Origin of the sequence: Staphylococcus delphini, from assembly GCF_900636325.1 — a bacterium.
Classification (GTDB): Bacteria; Bacillota; Bacilli; order Staphylococcales; family Staphylococcaceae; genus Staphylococcus; species Staphylococcus delphini.
This window is the reverse complement of sequence record NZ_LR134263.1, coordinates 1,877,434-1,896,539: the sequence shown is the minus strand read 5'-3', so window position 1 is coordinate 1,896,539 and position 19,106 is coordinate 1,877,434. Positions and strand designations below refer to the sequence as shown.

Annotated in this window: 15 protein-coding genes; all 15 read left to right on the top strand. The window is 41.0% G+C overall.

Going from position 1 to position 19,106, the window contains the following annotated elements; all coding sequences use genetic code 11:
- The first annotated feature begins 229 nt into the window (after positions 1–229).
- The 15 genes from EL101_RS08915 (at position 230) to pyrE (ending at position 18,643) form a co-directional block, all read left to right on the top strand.
- A complete protein-coding gene (locus EL101_RS08915) occupies positions 230–1,000 on the top strand; it encodes a YlmH family RNA-binding protein (protein WP_096596171.1) in 771 nt (256 codons plus the stop codon).
- A gap of 23 nt (positions 1,001–1,023) precedes the next feature.
- Positions 1,024–1,623: a DivIVA domain-containing protein gene (locus EL101_RS08910; protein ID WP_096596172.1), complete on the top strand. Its 600-nt coding sequence runs from the start codon at positions 1,024–1,026 to the stop codon at positions 1,621–1,623.
- A gap of 200 nt (positions 1,624–1,823) precedes the next feature.
- Positions 1,824–4,571, top strand: coding sequence for an isoleucine--tRNA ligase (ileS, locus tag EL101_RS08905; protein ID WP_096596173.1), 2,748 nt, complete (start codon positions 1,824–1,826; stop codon positions 4,569–4,571).
- Positions 4,572–5,511: 940 nt separating this feature from the next.
- Entirely contained in the window at positions 5,512–5,997 is a 486-nt protein-coding gene (lspA, locus tag EL101_RS08900) for a signal peptidase II (protein WP_096596174.1), read from the top strand.
- A complete protein-coding gene (locus EL101_RS08895) occupies positions 5,997–6,914 on the top strand; it encodes an RluA family pseudouridine synthase (RefSeq protein ID WP_096540620.1) in 918 nt (305 codons plus the stop codon). The genes lspA and EL101_RS08895 overlap by 1 nt, the downstream gene beginning before the upstream one ends.
- A gap of 283 nt (positions 6,915–7,197) precedes the next feature.
- Positions 7,198–7,722: a bifunctional pyr operon transcriptional regulator/uracil phosphoribosyltransferase PyrR gene (gene pyrR / locus EL101_RS08890; RefSeq protein WP_096540622.1), complete on the top strand. Its 525-nt coding sequence runs from the start codon at positions 7,198–7,200 to the stop codon at positions 7,720–7,722.
- A 172-nt stretch (positions 7,723–7,894) separates the two neighbouring features.
- Positions 7,895–9,187 carry a uracil-xanthine permease family protein gene (locus EL101_RS08885; protein WP_096596175.1) on the top strand — a complete coding sequence of 431 codons (1,293 nt, stop codon included), beginning with the start codon at positions 7,895–7,897 and terminating at the stop codon, positions 9,185–9,187.
- Between the two features lie 21 nt (positions 9,188–9,208).
- The gene (locus EL101_RS08880; RefSeq protein ID WP_096596176.1) at positions 9,209–10,087 is read left to right on the top strand and encodes an aspartate carbamoyltransferase catalytic subunit; all 879 of its coding nucleotides are present in this window, start codon (positions 9,209–9,211) and stop codon (positions 10,085–10,087) included.
- A gap of 15 nt (positions 10,088–10,102) precedes the next feature.
- Entirely contained in the window at positions 10,103–11,377 is a 1,275-nt protein-coding gene (locus EL101_RS08875) for a dihydroorotase (RefSeq protein ID WP_096596216.1), read from the top strand.
- A 2-nt stretch (positions 11,378–11,379) separates the two neighbouring features.
- Positions 11,380–12,480 carry a carbamoyl phosphate synthase small subunit gene (locus EL101_RS08870; RefSeq protein WP_014614155.1) on the top strand — a complete coding sequence of 367 codons (1,101 nt, stop codon included), beginning with the start codon at positions 11,380–11,382 and terminating at the stop codon, positions 12,478–12,480.
- Positions 12,473–15,646, top strand: a complete 3,174-nt coding sequence (carB, locus tag EL101_RS08865; RefSeq protein ID WP_096596177.1) for a carbamoyl-phosphate synthase large subunit — start codon at positions 12,473–12,475, stop codon at positions 15,644–15,646. The genes EL101_RS08870 and carB overlap by 8 nt, the downstream gene beginning before the upstream one ends.
- A 13-nt stretch (positions 15,647–15,659) precedes the next feature.
- Complete coding sequence (locus EL101_RS08860) at positions 15,660–16,424, top strand: dihydroorotate dehydrogenase electron transfer subunit (protein WP_014614153.1); 765 nt, start codon at positions 15,660–15,662, stop codon at positions 16,422–16,424.
- A complete protein-coding gene (locus EL101_RS08855) occupies positions 16,421–17,341 on the top strand; it encodes a dihydroorotate dehydrogenase (RefSeq protein ID WP_096596178.1) in 921 nt (306 codons plus the stop codon). The genes EL101_RS08860 and EL101_RS08855 overlap by 4 nt, the downstream gene beginning before the upstream one ends.
- A 1-nt stretch (position 17,342) precedes the next feature.
- The gene (gene pyrF / locus EL101_RS08850; protein ID WP_096596179.1) at positions 17,343–18,047 is read left to right on the top strand and encodes an orotidine-5'-phosphate decarboxylase; all 705 of its coding nucleotides are present in this window, start codon (positions 17,343–17,345) and stop codon (positions 18,045–18,047) included.
- On the top strand, positions 18,035–18,643 hold the full coding sequence (gene pyrE, locus EL101_RS08845) for an orotate phosphoribosyltransferase (RefSeq protein ID WP_096596180.1): 609 nt from the start codon (positions 18,035–18,037) through the stop codon (positions 18,641–18,643). Before pyrF ends, pyrE begins: the two co-directional genes overlap by 13 nt.
- The last annotated feature ends 463 nt before the right edge of the window (positions 18,644–19,106 follow it).

Below are 19,106 nucleotides of genomic sequence, written 5' to 3'. Positions count from 1 at the left end.
ATTCATAAGAGGAAGGGGGATGGGACATTAAGTTTCCTCAGCTCCTTTCCTATTTCTGCATGCACATCGGGATTATGTCGTGCTTTATAGTTTTTTCGAAGGCGTGTATACTGAAAGAGTTATCGTGTATGTATTGCGTCTTGCTTCACCATTCAATGATGATGTGGAGAAGGACGTCCAATGTATGCTTGCTTTTATTTTGAAGTTTGAGCGAATAAGGAGTTTATACATGGATATTTATCAACATTTTAGACCTGAAGAGCATGAACAAATTGATTATTTATTAGATAAAGTGCGCCAGGCTGAAACACAATATGCGCCTGTACTGACTCATTTTTTAGATCCTCGTGGACAATACATGTTAGAAGTGATTGTCGGCAGTTTCAACGATTTGCACGTCGCATTTGATGGGGGACGTGATGCGGAGAGATGTCGTGCGGTCATTGCGCCAAGCTATTATGAACCGACGCGGGATGACTTTGAATTGACCTTAATTGAAATTGATTATCCGACAAAGTTTGTGACGTTACAGCATCAACACGTGCTTGGAACGTTGATGTCCCTTGGCATTGAACGTGAACAAGTCGGCGATATTCTCGTAGCTGAACGCATTCAATTTGTTTTGACAAAGCAATTAGAATCATATATTATGTTAGAATTAACACGTATTAAAGGGGCAACAATTAAACTTAATGTTATCCCATTTGAAGATATGATACAATCAGAAGAGTATTGGGAGACGCATGAAGCAACAGTGAGCGCAACAAGACTCGATGTCGTATTAAAGGAAATGATTCGGAAGTCACGCACAATTGCCAAGACACATATTCAGCGTAAACGTGTCAAAGTGAACCATACGCTCATTGAGGCAGCGGATTTTCAACTTGAAGCAGGCGATTTGTTGTCCATTCAAGGATACGGTCGTGCAAAAATTACAGAAATTGGTGATCGTACGAAGAAAGATAAATTAAGAATCACCTATCAAACTTTATTTAAATAGTGTATGATGGAGGAGGGCAAGAAATGGCTTTTACACCTAGCGAGATTAAAAACAAATCGTTCACACGTATTAAAAATGGCTTCGAACCTACAGAAGTAGAACAATATTTAGAACAGTTAAGCCATGAAATCGAACGTTTAAAAGAAGATAAAAAACAATTAGAAAAAGTGTTAGAAGAACGTGATGCACACATTCAATCATTTAAAGAGGTTGAAAAATCAGTCGGTGAAGCGATTGTCAGTGCCCAACGCGCTGCCGATGAAACAAAAGCAGCAGCACAAAAAGAGCGAGATGCAATCATTCAAAAAGCACAAGCAGAAGCAAGTCAAATTGTGAATGACGGTTTAGAAAAAGCGCGTCGTTTATCTTTTCAAACTGAAGATATGAAGCGTCAATCTAAAGTGTTCCGTTCACGTTTTAGAATGCTTGTAGAAGCACAACTCGACCTGTTGAAAAGTGATGACTGGGAATACTTGTTGAACTATGATTTAGATTCACAACAAGTAACAGAAGAAAACTTTCAACATTTAAATGAACAAGACATTACAGCACAAGAAAAACAACAAGCTGAACAAGCGAACGAACAATCAAACGAAACATCATCAAGCGAAACAGACAAGTAAAAGAGATAATCATCCATACAGCGAGTTAGGAAGCGGTGAGAGCCTAACAGATGACCTTATTTTATATCACTGATTCGCCGTGTCATATTAAAATCAATGAGAGAACTCTAAGCTGAGTTAAGCAGGGTGGTACCGCGGCATGTCCGTCCCTGAATATCTGAGCTTAGAGTTCTTTTTCAGTTAAAGGAGTGTAGTTTAAAATGGAATATAAAGATACGTTACTCATGCCAAAAACAAAATTCCCAATGCGCGGAGGACTTCCGACGAAGGAACCACAAATTCAACAAGAGTGGAAAGAGAAGGATTTATACCGCAAAATGTTAGAAAAAAATGAAGGTCAACCGTCATTTATTTTGCATGATGGTCCGCCATACGCAAACGGTAGCTTACATATGGGACATGCGTTGAATAAAATTTTGAAAGACTTTATCAACCGCTATAAAACGATGCAAGGGTTTTATACCCCTTATGTTCCAGGTTGGGATACACACGGTTTACCGATTGAGCAAGCGTTAACGAAAAAAGGCGTTAAACGTAAAGAAATGACAACTGCGGAATTTCGTGATAAATGTCAGGCTTTTGCGATGGAACAAATCGACATTCAGAAAAAAGACTTCTTACGTTTAGGGGTTAACGGCGATTTTGACAACCCATACATTACATTAAAACCTGAATACGAAGCAGCACAAATTCGCTTATTTGGTGAAATGGCCGACAAAGGTTTAATTTACAAAGGGAAAAAGCCGGTATACTGGTCACCTTCAAGTGAATCGTCATTAGCAGAGGCAGAAATCGAATATCACGACAAACGTTCAGCTTCAATTTATGTTGCTTTTGACGTGAAAGACAGTAAAGGTATCGTTGCGGATGATGCGAAGTTTATCATTTGGACTACAACACCTTGGACATTACCGTCAAACGTAGCCATTACCGTACATCCTGAATTGACATATGTTCAAATGAATGTGGACGGCACACGTTACATTATCGCTGAAGCATTAGTTGATGCAGTTGCTGAACAATTAGGTTGGGATAAAGAAGCCGTTATTCGCGAAAAAGATTTCAAAGGTTCAGAATTAGAATATATCGAAGCACAACATCCATTTATTGATCGTATTTCATTAATCATCAATGGTGAACATGTTACAACAGATGCCGGTACAGGTTGTGTGCATACAGCGCCCGGACACGGTGAAGATGACTTTATCGTAGGTCAAAAATATGGTTTAGAAGTCATTAGCCCATTGGATGATAAAGGGGTTTTCACTGCTGAAGGTGGCCCGTTTGAAGGTATGTTTTATGATAAAGCCAACCAAGCCGTTACAGAATTGTTAACTGAAAAAGGTGCGTTACTCAAATTAGACTTTATTACGCACAGCTATCCACATGACTGGCGTACGAAAAAACCAGTTATTTTCAGAGCGACACCACAATGGTTTGCGTCGATTTCTAAAGTGCGCCAAGACATTTTAGATGCGATTGAAGATACAAAATTCAAAGTTGACTGGGGTAAAACACGTATTTACAACATGATTCGTGACCGTGGCGAATGGGTGATTTCGCGTCAACGTGTCTGGGGTGTACCATTACCAGTATTCTATGCTGAAAATGGCGACATTATTATGACGAAAGAAACTGTTTATCACGTGGCAGATTTATTCGAACAACACGGCTCTAACATTTGGTTCGAACGTGACGCGAAAGACTTATTACCAGAAGGCTTTACACACCCAGGTAGCCCGAACGGTGAATTTACAAAAGAACAAGACATTATGGACGTATGGTTCGACTCAGGTTCATCACATCGCGGTGTCCTTGAAACACGTCCAGAGTTAAGTTTCCCAGCAGATATGTATCTTGAAGGAAGTGACCAATATCGTGGTTGGTTCAACTCTTCAATTACAACATCCGTTGCGACGCGCGGCCGTTCACCATACAAAATGTTATTGTCACACGGTTTCGTCATGGACGGAGAAGGTAAGAAAATGAGTAAATCGTTAGGTAACGTCATCGTGCCTGATACGATTGTGAAACAAAAAGGTGCCGACATTGCACGTTTATGGGTGAGCTCAGTGGACTACCTTGCTGACGTCCGTATCTCAGACGAAATTTTAAATCAAGTTGCTGACGTATACCGTAAAATCCGTAACACTTTACGTTTCTTATTAGGTAACATTAACGACTACAACCCAGCAACAGACCGAATTGCTGAAGCAGAATTATTAGAAGTGGACCGCTACATCTTAAATCGCTTACGTGAATTTACAGCGAGTACGTTAGATCATTACGAATCATTCGATTATTTAAATATTTACCAAGAAGTTCAAAACTTTATCAATGTTGAATTAAGTAACTTCTATTTAGATTATGGTAAAGATATTCTTTATATTGAAGAAAAAAATGCGCATAAACGTCGTAGCATGCAAACAGTATTGTTCGAAATCTTAGTAAACATGACTAAATTACTTGCGCCAATCATTCCGCACACTGCTGAAGAAGTTTGGTCACATATCGAACAAGTGGACGAAGAAAGTGTTCATTTAACTCATATGCCGGCTAAAGAAGATGTAGACCAACCGTTATTAGATAAATGGAACACATTCATGGCATTACGTGATGATGTGAACCGTGCATTAGAAGCGGCAAGAAATGAAAAAGTTATCGGTAAATCTTTAGAAGCTAAAGTCAAAATCGGTAACAGTCCATCATTTGATACGCTTGCATTTTTAGAAGGCTTTAACGATTTACATCAATTGTTTATCGTATCTCAAGTTGAATTAGTTGTAGAGGCACAAGGTGAAGCATATCAACACGGTACAATCGAAATCGCAAAAGCTGATGGAGAGAAATGTGCGCGTTGTTGGAATTACAGCGAATCATTAGGTAGTGTGGGTGAATTAGATGATTTATGTCCACGCTGTCAAGAAGTCGTGAAAACGTTAGTGTAGTAATGGAATGATATGTTGGATGAGGCAATGTTAGCGCTATACAGTGCTGATGTTGCCTTTTTTCTGTTGTTTTAAATTTTAGTTTACTCCGAATCGGTATGCAGAGTACTTTAGATTACTGAACTAGTCCTCGCGTTCTTAGGTTGATCCTTCAACTAACAAAGGCTTTGATTGAACTTTAACACTGATAGAAGCTTTGGTGGATTTTGGGAGCAGTACAGAAATCTCATATGTAACAAGATTTCGTAGTGACCAGTAAGACTGACTAGACTACTCAAAAGTGAGCATATAGAGAAGTCAGACAGCTACTGCGATAAACGGGAGCCATTGTTAAATATCAGAAATCATATTTAAGACTTTGATTCATACTTCAGGAGTCTCGGTCAGTTCTTGCAACCTAGGGGACAATGGCACAATAAAATTGGCAACAGTACTTAAGACAACAAGATCGTACAGCCACTATCCATTATTGAAATTCGACAGTTACACCGGTGTTTGAAACCACTACTGAAAGCAGATGACGGACCTGGTCGACACTCCCGAGGGATCAGACGCAGCTGAAAATCCAATTTGGCTTCCTTCAAGTGTGCGTCACAATCAAGCCAAATTTAGTTGAGGCAAGTCCCTGGGAAAGGGAGACCAAAGGGAAGTCATCGAAGTTAAAAAAATAAGAGATATCGTTAAGCAAGTTTGTGATTGTAACTTGAATAATATCAAAACAGCAATGTTTTCGAAATGAGCAATTAATGTTTGTGTCTATATATGTCATATGACGAAATATTACAAATTATACTACTTAAACCTATCCTTTCTAAACGATCCAACACTGTTTCGCTATCAATCCTAGCGTGTATTTCAAATGGAGTTATCATGAAATCATTACATAGTTAAAATTTATCGTGTTATAATATATCAGTGACTAACAGAAAGGACAAAAAGTATGAAACAACAATATTACATCGGCCTAACGCTCTTTATCGCACTTATCATCTTGATAGGCGACCAACTGACCAAATTCATCATCCGTACACAAATGACGATAGGTGAGTCGTTTGCAGTACTTCCAAAATTTTTATACATTACTTCTCATCGCAATAATGGGGCGGCTTGGGGTATACTAAGTGGGAAGATGACATTCTTCTACATTATTACGGTGATCATTTTAGTTGCGCTCATCGTCTTTTATATTAAAGAAGCGAAAAATCACATGTTGATGCAAATTGCGATTAGCTTGTTATTTTCGGGGGCATTAGGTAACTTTATTGATCGTGTCAGTAGCGGTGAAGTGGTAGACTTTATAGATACAGTCATTTTCGGTTATGATTTCCCTATTTTTAATATTGCAGATGCGAGTTTGACAATAGGTGTGATCTTGTTGATTATTGTATTATTAAAAGATCAGAATCAAAAAGGTAAGGTGTCGTAATGGAAAAACATATATTTAATATTGAAGACGCAACGCATCATTTACAGCGGATTGACAAAATATTGCCTGAATTCAATTCGGAGTGGTCACGCAGCCAATTACAAGAGTGGATTAAAGAAGGATTAATTGAAGTCAATGGTAAAGCAGTCAAGTCGAACTACAAATTAAAATTAGGTGACCGAGTCGAAATCACTGAAAAAGAAGTGGTAGAAGCAGATATTCAAGCCGAAAACTTAAATTTAGACATTTACTACGAAGATGATGATGTAGCGATTGTGTATAAACCTAAAGGCATGGTCGTTCATCCATCGCCTGGGCATTATACTGGAACGCTTGTAAATGGATTGATGTATCAAATCAAAAATTTATCAGGCATTAACGGTGAAATTCGTCCAGGTATCGTGCACCGTATTGATAAAGATACGTCAGGGTTACTGATGGTTGCGAAAAATGACGTGGCACATCGCAGTTTAGTTGAACAATTGATGGCAAAAACAGTGAAAAGAAAGTATATTGCGCTCGTTCATGGTCATATTCCACATGAGTTTGGAACGATTGATGCACCTATTGGACGCAATAAAAACGACCGTCAATCGATGGCTGTCGTTGATGACGGTAAAGAAGCTGTGACGCATTTTAATGTCATTGAGACGTTCAAAAACCATACATTGGTTGAATGCGAACTCGAAACAGGACGTACGCACCAAATTCGTGTGCACATGAAGTATATCGGTTATCCGCTTGTAGGTGATCCGAAATACGGTCCGAAAAAGACGTTAGAAATTGGCGGACAAGCTTTACATGCGGGTCTTATCGGTTTTGAACATCCAAAGACAGGCGAGTACATTGAACGTACTGCGCCGCTTCCTGCAGAATTTGAAGCTGTCATTGAACAAGTGCGTAAAGAGGATATTTAAGCAAAATTTAAAAAATAACCAGATTTACTTTGACTTTTAGTGTCAAAAACGTTACCATAAGAATAAGTCAAAAACGAATAAAAACTGAATCGTCTTTAAGAGGGAGTCCTGTGAGGCTCAAAAGACATGATATCAACCACTCAATTTAGAGAACTATCACACAGATACCGCATAGTGCGTACGAGAGACGTAATGGTACAGTTGTTGGTAGTCTATCATTATAAATTGCTTAAAACTCATGTCTACTTAAAGGCATGAGTTTTTTGCGTAAGGAGTGAAATGATTGGCTGAACGTGTTGTATTAGATGAATCTGCAATCAAACGAACAGTAACACGCATCGCTCATGAAATTTTAGAATATAACAAAGGCACAGAAAATCTTGTATTACTCGGCATTAAAACGCGTGGTGAGTATTTAGCGCAACGGATTCAACAAAAGATTCAACAAATTGAAGAAGTCGAAGTGCCAACGGGTGCGATTGATATTACAAGCTTTAGAGATGATATCGATTCACGTCAACCGCTCGAGACACCTGGCTTTGATATTGATACAGATTTGAATCATCAAGTGGTCATCATTGTCGACGATGTGCTATACACAGGACGTACTGTACGTGCCTCCCTTGATGCGATTTTACTTCATGCGAGACCGAAAAAGATTGGTTTAGCGACACTCGTGGATCGTGGTCACCGAGAGTTACCGATTCGCGCAGACTTTGTAGGAAAAAATATTCCAACGTCTCATGAAGAATCTGTCAATGTTTACTTAGAAGAAATAGACGATCGCAATGCGGTTGTCATCACATAATGACACCTTTTAATTCAGTACGAGAGACTGACAAAGGTACCGTTTCAAACAGCATCCTTGCATCTGATGCCGCTTTTTAAGGCTGGCCTCTATGTGCATAGCGGTTTGGAACCACCTCAGTCTCTTACCTTAATCGGTGAAGAGACTTTTTTTATGCGAAAGGAAGAAAACAATGGAAAATGAACAAATGTTTACGAGAACGGTTCAACCGGTACTCGATGTGAATGAAAAACCGAAAGCAGGCCAATGGGTATTTTTAAGTCTTCAACATTTATTTGCGATGTTTGGGGCCACAGTATTAGTACCGTTTTTAACAGGCTTGCCCGTATCATCAGCATTACTTGCATCAGGGGTAGGGACATTGCTCTACATTTTGATTACAAAAGGAAAAATTCCGGCGTATCTCGGTTCAAGTTTTGCGTTTATCACACCGATTATTACCGGTTTAAGTACGAATAGCTTAGGTGATATGCTTGTCGCGTTATTCATGAGTGGTGTCATGTACGTCATCATCGGGATTGCGATCAAAGTGAGTGGCACAAACTGGCTCATGCATTTATTACCACCTGTCGTTGTCGGTCCGGTCATTATGGTAATCGGTTTAAGCTTAGCACCGACTGCTGTCAACATGGCGATGTTTGAAAGTTCAGCTGAGATGAAAGGATACAACTTAAGCTTTGTAGCAGTGGCAGGGATTACATTACTTGTGACATTGATTGTTCAAGGATTTGCGAAAGGCTTTTTCTCGCTCATTCCAGTTTTAGTCGGCATTATCGTCGGCTACATTACAGCGATATTGTTTGGCATTGTAGATTTTAAACCTGTCGCAGAGGCCGCTTGGTTCCAATTCCCAGACATTTACATTCCATTTGCAGATTATCAACCTTCCGTGCATCTCGGATTAATCGCAGTGATGCTTCCAATCGTGTTTGTAACGGTGAGTGAACATATCGGACACCAAATGGTCATCAACAAAATCGTCGGCCGTAACTTCTTTAAAGATCCGGGACTACACCGTTCTATCATCGGTGACGGGGTATCGACAATGTTCTCAAGTATCATCGGGGGCCCACCAAGTACGACTTACGGTGAAAATATCGGTGTACTCGCGATTACGAAAATTTACAGTATTTACGTCATTGGTGGTGCGGCTGTTATCGCGATTATGCTTGGCTTTGTTGGAAAGTTTACAGCACTGATTTCATCTATCCCTACACCAGTCATGGGTGGCGTGTCCATCTTATTATTCGGGACTATCGCCGCAAGTGGTTTACGTATGATTGTCGAAAGCCAAGTCAACTTTGCGCAAAACCGTAACTTAGTCATCGCGTCAGTCATTCTCGTCATCGGTATCGGCAACATGATGTTGAATTTATCTGATTTAGGTGTACATCTTACAATTGAAGGGATGGCATTATCAGCAACAGCAGGGATTTTACTGAACTTAATTTTACCAAAAAGTTAATTATAGGAGGCCTTGATCATCATGCAACATCTCGTATCAATGGAACATTTAGCTGTAGAAGAAATTGACAACTTAATTCAAAAAGCGATGCAGTATAAAGCAGGAGAAGCGGTACCGAATTTGCAAGGACGTTACATTGCGAACTTGTTTTTCGAAAATTCGACACGTACGAAATGTAGTTTTGAAATGGCAGAACACCGTTTGGATATGAAGCAAATCAACTTTGAATCAAGTGCCTCTTCTGTACAAAAAGGGGAATCACTGTATGACACATGCCGAACATTACAAAGCATTGGCTGTGATGCACTCGTCATTCGTCACGAACAAAATCATTACTACGAACCCTTGTTGAATATGGGGATTCCGATTATTAATGCAGGGGATGGCAGTGGCCAACATCCAACGCAAAGCTTACTCGATTTAATGACGATTTACGAAACATATGGTCGTTTTGAAGGACTCAAAGTGGTCATTTGCGGTGACATTAAAAACTCACGAGTGGCACGCAGTAATTATCATAGTTTAACTGCACTTGGCGCAAAGGTCGTTTTCTCAAGTCCTGATGTTTGGAAAGATGATACTATGACTGCAGATTATGTTGAATTAGATGATGTCATTGATGAAGTCGACATTGTGATGCTATTACGTGTCCAACATGAACGACATGCGGGCGTTTCACAAGGTTTTGAAAAAGCAGAATATCACCGTCGTTATGGTTTGACTGAAGAGCGATATGCCAAACTTCAAGAGCATGCGATTGTGATGCACCCCGCACCAGTGAATCGCGATGTAGAAATTGCAGATACATTAGTAGAAGCACCGAAGTCACGTATTTTTGAACAGATGTCAAATGGTGTGTACATAAGAATGGCAGTATTGACTGAAATTTTAAAAGGTTAAGGAGCGATTAGGATGATGAAATTAATTCAAAATGCAAAGATGTTAGAAGCAGGTACGTTGAAAAAAGTGGATGTATTAATCGAAGGCAAGACAGTGAAACAGATTGCAGAAACGATTGAATCGACTGAAGACATGACCGTTATTGATGCAAAAGGTCATTTTTTAGCGCCAGGTTTCATTGATGTCCATGTGCATTTAAGAGAACCAGGTGGCGAATATAAAGAAACGATCGAAACAGGAACCAAAGCAGCGGCACGTGGAGGTTTTACAACGGTTTGTCCTATGCCAAATACGAAACCTGTTCCTGATTCGTTGGAACATTTAACACAGCTAAATGAATTAATTGAAAAAAATGCACAAGTTCGTGTCCTACCTTATGCCGCTATTACAGTACGACAAGCAGGAAAAGAACATGTTGATTTCAAAGCGTTAGCCGAAAATGGTGCATTTGCTTTTACAGATGATGGTGTCGGTGTTCAAGAAGCGGCGATGATGTATGAAGCGATGCAACAAGCGAAGGCACAAAATAAAGCCGTCGTTGCACATTGTGAAGATAACAGCCTTATCTATGGTGGTGCTATGCATGAAGGCCATCGCAGTCAAGAGCTTGGCATCCCAGGCATTCCAAATATTTGCGAATCGGTACAAATCGCGCGTGACGTGTTACTTAGTGAAGCAACAGGGTGTCATTATCATGTGTGCCACGTATCAACGAAAGAAAGTGTTCGCGTGATTCGGGATGCGAAAAAAGCAGGCATTCCAGTGACAGCGGAAGTGACGCCACACCATTTATTACTGACAGAAGATGATGTGCCAGGAGATAATGCGATTTATAAAATGAATCCACCGTTAAGAAGTCAAGAAGATAGAGCGGCGTTATTAGCAGGCTTACTTGACGGTACGATTGACTGTATTGCGACAGACCACGCGCCACATGCAGCAGACGAAAAAGTACAACCGATGACACGTGCACCATTCGGCATTGTCGGCAGTGAAACAGCTTTCCCATTACTTTATACACACTTTGTTAAAAATGGGGATTGGTCATTACAACAACTCGTTGATTACTTAACAATCAAACCAGCTGAAGTGTTCGATCTCCCTTATGGTAAGTTAGCAGAGGGTGCGCTGGCAGATTTAACATTAATCAACTTAGACGATGCATACGAAATTAAAGCAGAAGATTTCTTATCAAAAGCGTCTAACACACCGTTCTTAGGTGAAACAGTATATGGCAATCCTATTTTAACTATGGTTGAAGGCGACATTCGTTACGAGGAGGCAAAATAAACATGTTTGAGAAACGTTACCTTGTTTTAGAAGATGGTTCACATTATACAGGCTTTAAGTTAGGGTCTGACAAATTAACACGCGGTGAAATTGTGTTCAACACTGCAATGACAGGTTATCAAGAAACCATTTCAGACCCGTCATATACAGGCCAAATTATTACATTTACGTATCCTTTAATCGGCAATTACGGTATTAACCACGACGACTTTGAATCTTTGACACCGAGTTTAAATGGTGTCGTCGTGAAAGAAGCATGTACGATGCCGAGTAACTTTAGAGCCCAAAAATCATTTGATGACGTATTAAAAGAATATGACATTCCAGGTATTAGTGGTGTGGATACACGAAGCATTACGAAAAAAATCCGTCAACATGGCGTGCTCAAAGCAGCATTTGTCGATGATCCATCTGAAATTGAAACAACTGTGACAGCACTCAAAACAGCAGAATTTCCAAGAACTGAAGTGCCAACTGTCTCTACGAAAACACCTTACGTCTCAACCGGCTTTGACTTGCGCGTTGTACTTGTGGACTTCGGAAAGAAACAAAATATCGTCCGTGAGTTGAACGCACGTGGCTGTGAAGTGACGGTCGTCCCGTATGACACTTCTGCAGATACAATTATTAAAATGGCGCCAGATGGTGTCATGCTATCCAACGGCCCTGGTGATCCGGATGACGTGACAGTCGCACTCGATATGATTAACGGTATTTTAGGGCGCATTCCGTTTTTCGGCATTTGCCTCGGTCATCAACTTTTTGCGCTCAGTCAAGGGGCGAAATCGTTCAAAATGAAATTCGGACATCGAGGTGCCAACCATCCTGTTAAAGATTTGGCGACAGGTAAAATCGCACTCACAAGTCAAAACCATGGCTATGCGATCGACGCAGATTCTGTAGCTGCAACAGATTTAGAAATTACGCACATCGCTTTAAATGATGGCACAGTTGAAGGGTTGAAACACCGCACGTTACCAGCCTTTTCGGTACAATATCATCCAGAAGCTTGCCCAGGTCCGACAGATTCGAATTACTTATTTGATCAATTTGTAGAAATGATGCAACAAAATAAGCAAAAGGAGCGCGTTACACATGCCTAAAAGAAATGATATTCAAACGATTTTAGTGATTGGCTCAGGTCCTATCATTATCGGTCAAGCAGCAGAATTTGACTATGCAGGGACACAAGCATGTCTCGCACTCAAAGAAGAAGGTTACCGTGTCATTTTAGTTAACTCAAACCCTGCGACGATTATGACGGATAAAGAAATTGCTGACAAAGTTTACATCGAACCGCTCACTCACGATTTTATTGCACGCATTATCCGTAAAGAACAACCGGATGCGCTCTTACCGACGCTCGGTGGACAAACAGGGCTCAACATGGCGATTGAACTACATAATAGCGGTGTCTTAGAGGAAAATAGCGTCACACTCCTCGGTACGAAATTGTCATCTATTGAACAAGCAGAAGACCGTGAATTGTTCCGCTCGTTAATGAATGACTTGAATGTGCCAGTACCTGAAAGTGACATCGTGAATACACTTGAACAAGCCTTTGCATTTAAAGAAGCAGTCGGTTATCCATTAATCGTACGTCCAGCATTTACGATGGGGGGCACAGGGGGCGGCATTTGTCATAATGATGAAGAGCTCCGTGAAGTCGTTTCTAACGGGTTGAAATATAGTCCGGCCACGCAATGTTTAATTGAAAAGTCGATCGCAGGTTTTAAAGAAATTGAATATGAAGTGATGCGCGATAAAAATGATAATGCGATTGTCGTATGTAACATGGAAAACATTGATCCAGTCGGTATCCATACGGGGGACTCAGTCGTTGTTGCACCAAGCCAAACATTATCTGACGTCGAATATCAAATGTTGCGCGACGTGTCATTAAAAGTCATTCGTGCGCTAGAAATTGAAGGGGGATGTAACGTCCAGCTCGCTTTGGATCCACATTCGATGCAGTTTTACATTATCGAAGTGAACCCGCGTGTGTCACGTTCGTCGGCACTCGCTTCAAAAGCAACAGGGTATCCGATTGCGAAACTCGCTGCGAAAATTGCGGTAGGTCTGACGCTAGATGAGATGAAAAACCCAGTTACTGGCACATCTTATGCGGCATTTGAACCAAGTTTAGACTATATCGTATCGAAAATCCCACGTTTCCCATTTGATAAGTTCGAAAAAGGTGAACGTGAACTCGGTACGCAAATGAAAGCGACAGGGGAAGTCATGTCGATTGGTCGCACGTACGAAGAGTCTTTATTAAAAGCGATTCGTTCATTAGAATACGGCGTGCATCATCTCGGCTTACCTAACGGCGAATCTTTTGACTTAGACTACATTAAATCACGTATAAAAGCGCAAGACGACGAAAGATTGTTCTTCATTGGTGAAGCGATTCGTCGTGGCACAACGCTTGAAGAATTACATGAAATGACGAAGATCGATTACTTCTTCTTAAATAAATTCAAAAATATTATCGATATGGAACATGCATTAAAGGCACATCCAGGTGATATTGATTACTTAAGATTTGCGAAACGTTTCGGCTTCAGCGACCGCGTCATTGCGCATCGTTTTGAAATGACAGAAGCAGAAGTGTATGAATTACGTCAACAACACAACATTCGTCCTGTCTATAAAATGGTCGATACGTGTGCAGCAGAATTTGAATCAACGACACCTTATTTCTATGGTACGTATGAAGAAGAAAATGAATCGCGCGTCACTGAAAAAGAGAAAATTATCGTACTCGGTTCAGGACCTATTCGTATCGGTCAAGGGGTAGAATTCGACTATGCGACAGTGCATGCGGTATGGGCGATTCAAAATGCCGGTTATGAAGCGATCATTATTAACAATAACCCTGAAACGGTATCGACGGACTTCTCAATTTCAGACAAGCTCTATTTCGAGCCACTGACAGAAGAAGATGTGATGAACATCATTAATCTGGAACAACCTAAAGGCGTCGTCGTACAATTCGGTGGCCAAACAGCGATCAACTTAGCGGACAAATTAGCGAAATACGGTGTGAAAATTTTAGGGACATCCCTTGAAGATCTCAACCGTGCTGAAGATCGTAAAGAATTTGAAGCGTTACTGAACAAAATTGACGTGCCTCAGCCGAAAGGGAAAACAGCGACATCGGCTCAAGAAGCACTCGACAATGCACGCGATATCGGTTATCCCGTTGTGGTCCGTCCATCATACGTACTTGGTGGCCGTGCGATGGAAATTGTGTACAATGATGCAGAACTTGAAAATTATATGAATGAAGCAGTAAAAGCCAGTCCAGAACATCCTGTACTCGTAGACCGTTACTTAACAGGTAAAGAAATTGAAGTGGATGCCATTTCTGACGGAGAAACAGTCATTATTCCAGGGATTATGGAACATATCGAGCGTGCGGGTGTTCACTCAGGTGACTCTATCGCAGTGTATCCCCCACAAACGTTAAGTCAAGACGTCATTGATACATTGGAAGCTTATACTATCAAATTGGCGAAAGGGCTCAACGTTATCGGTTTAATCAATATTCAATTCGTTCTCGCACATGATGGGGTTTATGTGCTAGAAGTGAATCCACGAGCGAGCCGTACTGTGCCGTTCTTAAGTAAAATTACAGAAATTCAAATGGCACAACTCGCAATGCAAGCGATTATGGGACAAAAATTAACAGATCTTGGCTTTCAACCAGGCATCCAACCGTACAAAGAAGGGGTATTTGTTAAAGCACCGGTATTCAGCTTTAATAAATTGAAAAATGTCGACATCACACTTGGACCTGAAATGAAGTCAACAGGAGAAGTGATGGGTCGCGACATTACGTTAGAAAAGGCGCTATACAAAGGGTTAACAGCAGCAGGGATGGAAGTCAAAGATTACGGTACAGCATTGATTACTGTCAGCGATAAAGATAAAGAAGAAATGGTTAAAATTGCGAAACGTTTAAGTGAAGTCGGCTATAAAATCGTGGCAACAGCAGGCACAGCCGCTACGTTGAAAGACCACGACATCAACGTTGAAACGGTAGAAAAAATTGGAGGCCACGATGATTTAATTACAAAAATTCAAGACGGTTCAGTCCAACTTGTCATTAACACGATGACAAAAGGGAAAACGATTGAACGTGACGGATTCCAAATTCGTCGTGCATCAGTTGAAAATGGGGTCCCTTGTCTCACTTCACTCGATACAGCGAACGCATTAACGAATGTCATTGAAAGTATGACGTTTTCAATGAGAAATATGTAGGAGGTCAAAAGCGGTGGAAAAATTAACAGTGGTTTCAAATGCACCTATTGCAGAACGCATTTATGAATTAACAGTCAAAGGACCGGTTGTTGAAAAACTTCAGCAACCTGGTCAGTTCGTGCATATTAAAGCTGGAGAAGGTTCATTACACATGTTGCGTCGACCGATTTCGATTTGTCATATCGATCAAGCGCAACAACAGTTCACAATGCTATTTCGTGCTGAAGGGGAAGGCACAAAGCGTATTGCTGCCTTAAATGAAGGCGACGAAATTGATATTTTAGCACCACTGGGTAATGGTTTTCCAGTAGACAAAGCGAAGAAAAAGGCTTTACTCGTCGGAGGGGGCATCGGAGTTCCGCCGCTTTATGAACTTTCGAAACAACTTAATGAACGGGGCATCGAAACAGTACATGTTTTAGGTTTCCGTTCAGCTAAAGATGTGTTTTATCAACAACAATTTGAAGCATTAGGTGAGACGCACATTGTGACAGAAGATGGTTCATTAGGTACAACAGGTTTTGTCACAACGGTTATTGATGCACTTCCAGTCGATTATGACATTTTCTACACTTGTGGACCGTTACCGATGTTAAAAGCGTTAACACAGTTAGAAACATTGAAAGATGTACCGGGTTACATTTCACTGGAGGAACGTATGGGTTGCGGTGTCGGTGCATGCTTTGCGTGTGTTTGTCACGTACCAGAAAGTCCGACAGATTATGTCAAAGTGTGTACAGATGGACCAGTATTTGAAAGAGGGGCGGTTGTACTATGAGTCGATTAGCAGTAGAAATTCCAGGATTATCGTTAAAAAATCCGATTATGCCGGCAAGTGGTTGTTTCGCTTTCGGTGCGGAATACGGTCAGTTTTACAATTTGTCTGAGTTAGGGGCCATCATGATTAAAGCTGCAACGAAAGAAGCACGTTTTGGCAATGAAACGCCACGTGTCGCGGAAACAGATAGTGGCATGTTAAATGCGATTGGTCTGCAAAATCCAGGCGTTCATCATATTATTGATCATGAACTTAAATCATTAGCACAACACGACGTCCCAATTATTGCGAATGTAGCGGGCTCGATGGAAGAAGACTATGTATATGTAGCTAAACACATTTCAAAAGCACCGAATGTGAAAGCGTTAGAATTAAATATTTCATGTCCAAACGTAAAAGAAGGCGGCATGCAGTTTGGTGTAGACCCGACAATCGCTTCTGAACTGACACGTAAAGTAAAAGCAGTGTCTGAAGTACCCGTTTATGTGAAGTTATCGCCTAATGTGACTAACATTGTAGAAATGGCGGAAGCAATCGCCCAATATGCAGACGGCTTAACAATGATTAATACACTCGTCGGCATGAGAATTGACGCACGTACAGGCAAACCGATTATTTATAACGTTACGGGTGGTTTAAGTGGGCCAGCATTTAAACCGGTCGCATTAAGAATGGTGCATGACGTTCGCAAAGCTTTACCTGATATCCCAATTATCGCAATGGGTGGCGTGCAAAATGCGCAAGACGTTATTGATTACGTGTCAGTCGGTGCAGATGCAGTGGCAGTCGGAACAGCCAACTTCCAAAATCCAATGGTCTGCAAAGAAATTATCGATACTTTACCTGAATATTTAGACGCGTTAAATGTACATCATATTTCAGAACTTAAAGGTCGTACATTGAAAGGATTGCAGTAACATGAGACAGGATCCGATTATCGCCTTAGATTTTGCAACTGAAGCAGAAGTGATGTCATTTTTAGCGCAATTTGATGAACCATTATTCGTCAAAATTGGTATGGAATTGTTTTATCAGACAGGTCCAGCACTCATTGATCAAATTAAAGCACTCGGCCACGACATCTTTTTAGACTTAAAATTACACGATATTCCGAATACGGTCGGTAAAGCGATGGAAGGTCTCGCAAAACTGAACGTGGACCTCGTCAATGTTCATGCAGCTGGCGGTACAGTCATGATGGAGCGCGCCATAGAAGGGTTACGTCGACACAACAAAGACATTAAGATTATCGCCGTCACTCAATTGACATCTACATCTGAACAGCAGTTGCATGAGGAGCAAAACATCCAAACATCGATGGAAACGGCTGTTTTAAACTATGCTCGCCTTGCGCAACAAGCAGGCTTAGATGGTGTCGTATGTTCACCGTTAGAAACAACAATGATTCGCGAACATTGTGGCGACGATTTCTTAAAAGTGACACCAGGTATTCGTCTAGCGCACAGTGCAAAAGACGATCAGCAACGCATCACGACGCCAGAAAAAGCACGTCAACTCGGTTCGACACATATCGTTGTCGGTCGCCCGATTACACAAAGCGACCATCCAGTACGAAGTTATCATCAAATTAAAGAAAGTTGGTTAAATGCATGTCAAAATTAATCGCAAAAGCATTATTAGATATCGAAGCCGTATCATTATCACCGAATGAAATGTATACATGGAGTTCCGGCATTCAATCACCTATTTATTGTGATAACCGTGTCACACTCGGATATCCAGAAGTACGTACCGCGATTCGTGACGGCTTAATTGAACTGATTCAACAACATTTTGCTGAGGTCGAAATCGTATCAGGCACAGCAACAGCCGGTATTCCACATGCGGCGTATATTTCAGATAAAATGAACTTGCCAATGAATTACGTGCGTTCAAAAAGTAAAAGCCACGGCAAACAAAACCAAATCGAAGGCGCGCGCAGTGAAGGCAAAAAAGTCGTCGTCATTGAAGATCTAATTTCAACTGGTGGCTCTTCCATCACAGCTGTTGAAGCATTACAAGAAGCGGGTGCTGAAGTGTTAGGTGTCGTTGCGATTTTCACATATGGTTTAAATAAAGCTGACGAAGCGTTTAAAGCAGCAGGTGTCCCTTTCTATACGTTAAGCAGCTATGATGAACTGATTGAAGTTGCACGTGAAGAAGGCAAAATTTCAGAAGATGACATTCAAACATTAGTCGAATGGCGTAATCAATTATAAGCAGAAACGGGATGGGACATAAAAAATTTGATGCTATTGATGCAATATTTTTGTTAAACTTGCCCTCCCTATGAATTGTGGCTTTAGATTGCCTTCATGGCTTCGCGTTCTAGGGGTTGAGGGGAGGTTGTGACAAAAGCGCTTAGGATTTGAGCAGAACCGAGCGATGAGCAAAATTGATTTCCAAATTTTGCCGAAATCGCGGGAGTTCTGTCGAAAATCCTGCTTTTGGAACACCGTTTATTGATTCCCAGCGCACCCATTCATTGTGGATTTTGGGAGCAGTATAGAAATCTCATGTTCAACAAAGATTTCGTCGTACTGCCCCCGCAAGGCTGACTAGACTTCTCAAAAGCGAGCGCATTGAGAAGTCAGACAGCTACTGCGTTAAACACCTCCTACCATTAAAGTAAAGAGGAGACTGTCAGCATTATGCACGCATTCCCTCAGGAGTCTCAGCCTT

Excerpts from the sequence above, each read along its gene's own strand:
- EL101_RS08915 (WP_096596171.1), top strand. The coding sequence starts at position 230 with ATGGATATTTATCAACATTTTAGACCTGAAGAGCATGAACAAATTGAT.
- EL101_RS08910 (WP_096596172.1), top strand. The coding sequence starts at position 1,024 with ATGGCTTTTACACCTAGCGAGATTAAAAACAAATCGTTCACACGTATT.
- ileS (WP_096596173.1), top strand. The coding sequence starts at position 1,824 with ATGGAATATAAAGATACGTTACTCATGCCAAAAACAAAATTCCCAATG.
- lspA (WP_096596174.1), top strand. The coding sequence starts at position 5,512 with ATGAAACAACAATATTACATCGGCCTAACGCTCTTTATCGCACTTATC.
- EL101_RS08895 (WP_096540620.1), top strand. The coding sequence starts at position 5,997 with ATGGAAAAACATATATTTAATATTGAAGACGCAACGCATCATTTACAG.
- EL101_RS08885 (WP_096596175.1), top strand. The coding sequence starts at position 7,895 with ATGGAAAATGAACAAATGTTTACGAGAACGGTTCAACCGGTACTCGAT.
- EL101_RS08880 (WP_096596176.1), top strand. The coding sequence starts at position 9,209 with ATGCAACATCTCGTATCAATGGAACATTTAGCTGTAGAAGAAATTGAC.
- EL101_RS08875 (WP_096596216.1), top strand. The coding sequence starts at position 10,103 with ATGAAATTAATTCAAAATGCAAAGATGTTAGAAGCAGGTACGTTGAAA.
- EL101_RS08870 (WP_014614155.1), top strand. The coding sequence starts at position 11,380 with ATGTTTGAGAAACGTTACCTTGTTTTAGAAGATGGTTCACATTATACA.
- carB (WP_096596177.1), top strand. The coding sequence starts at position 12,473 with ATGCCTAAAAGAAATGATATTCAAACGATTTTAGTGATTGGCTCAGGT.
- EL101_RS08855 (WP_096596178.1), top strand. The coding sequence starts at position 16,421 with ATGAGTCGATTAGCAGTAGAAATTCCAGGATTATCGTTAAAAAATCCG.
- pyrF (WP_096596179.1), top strand. The coding sequence starts at position 17,343 with ATGAGACAGGATCCGATTATCGCCTTAGATTTTGCAACTGAAGCAGAA.
- pyrE (WP_096596180.1), top strand. The coding sequence starts at position 18,035 with ATGTCAAAATTAATCGCAAAAGCATTATTAGATATCGAAGCCGTATCA.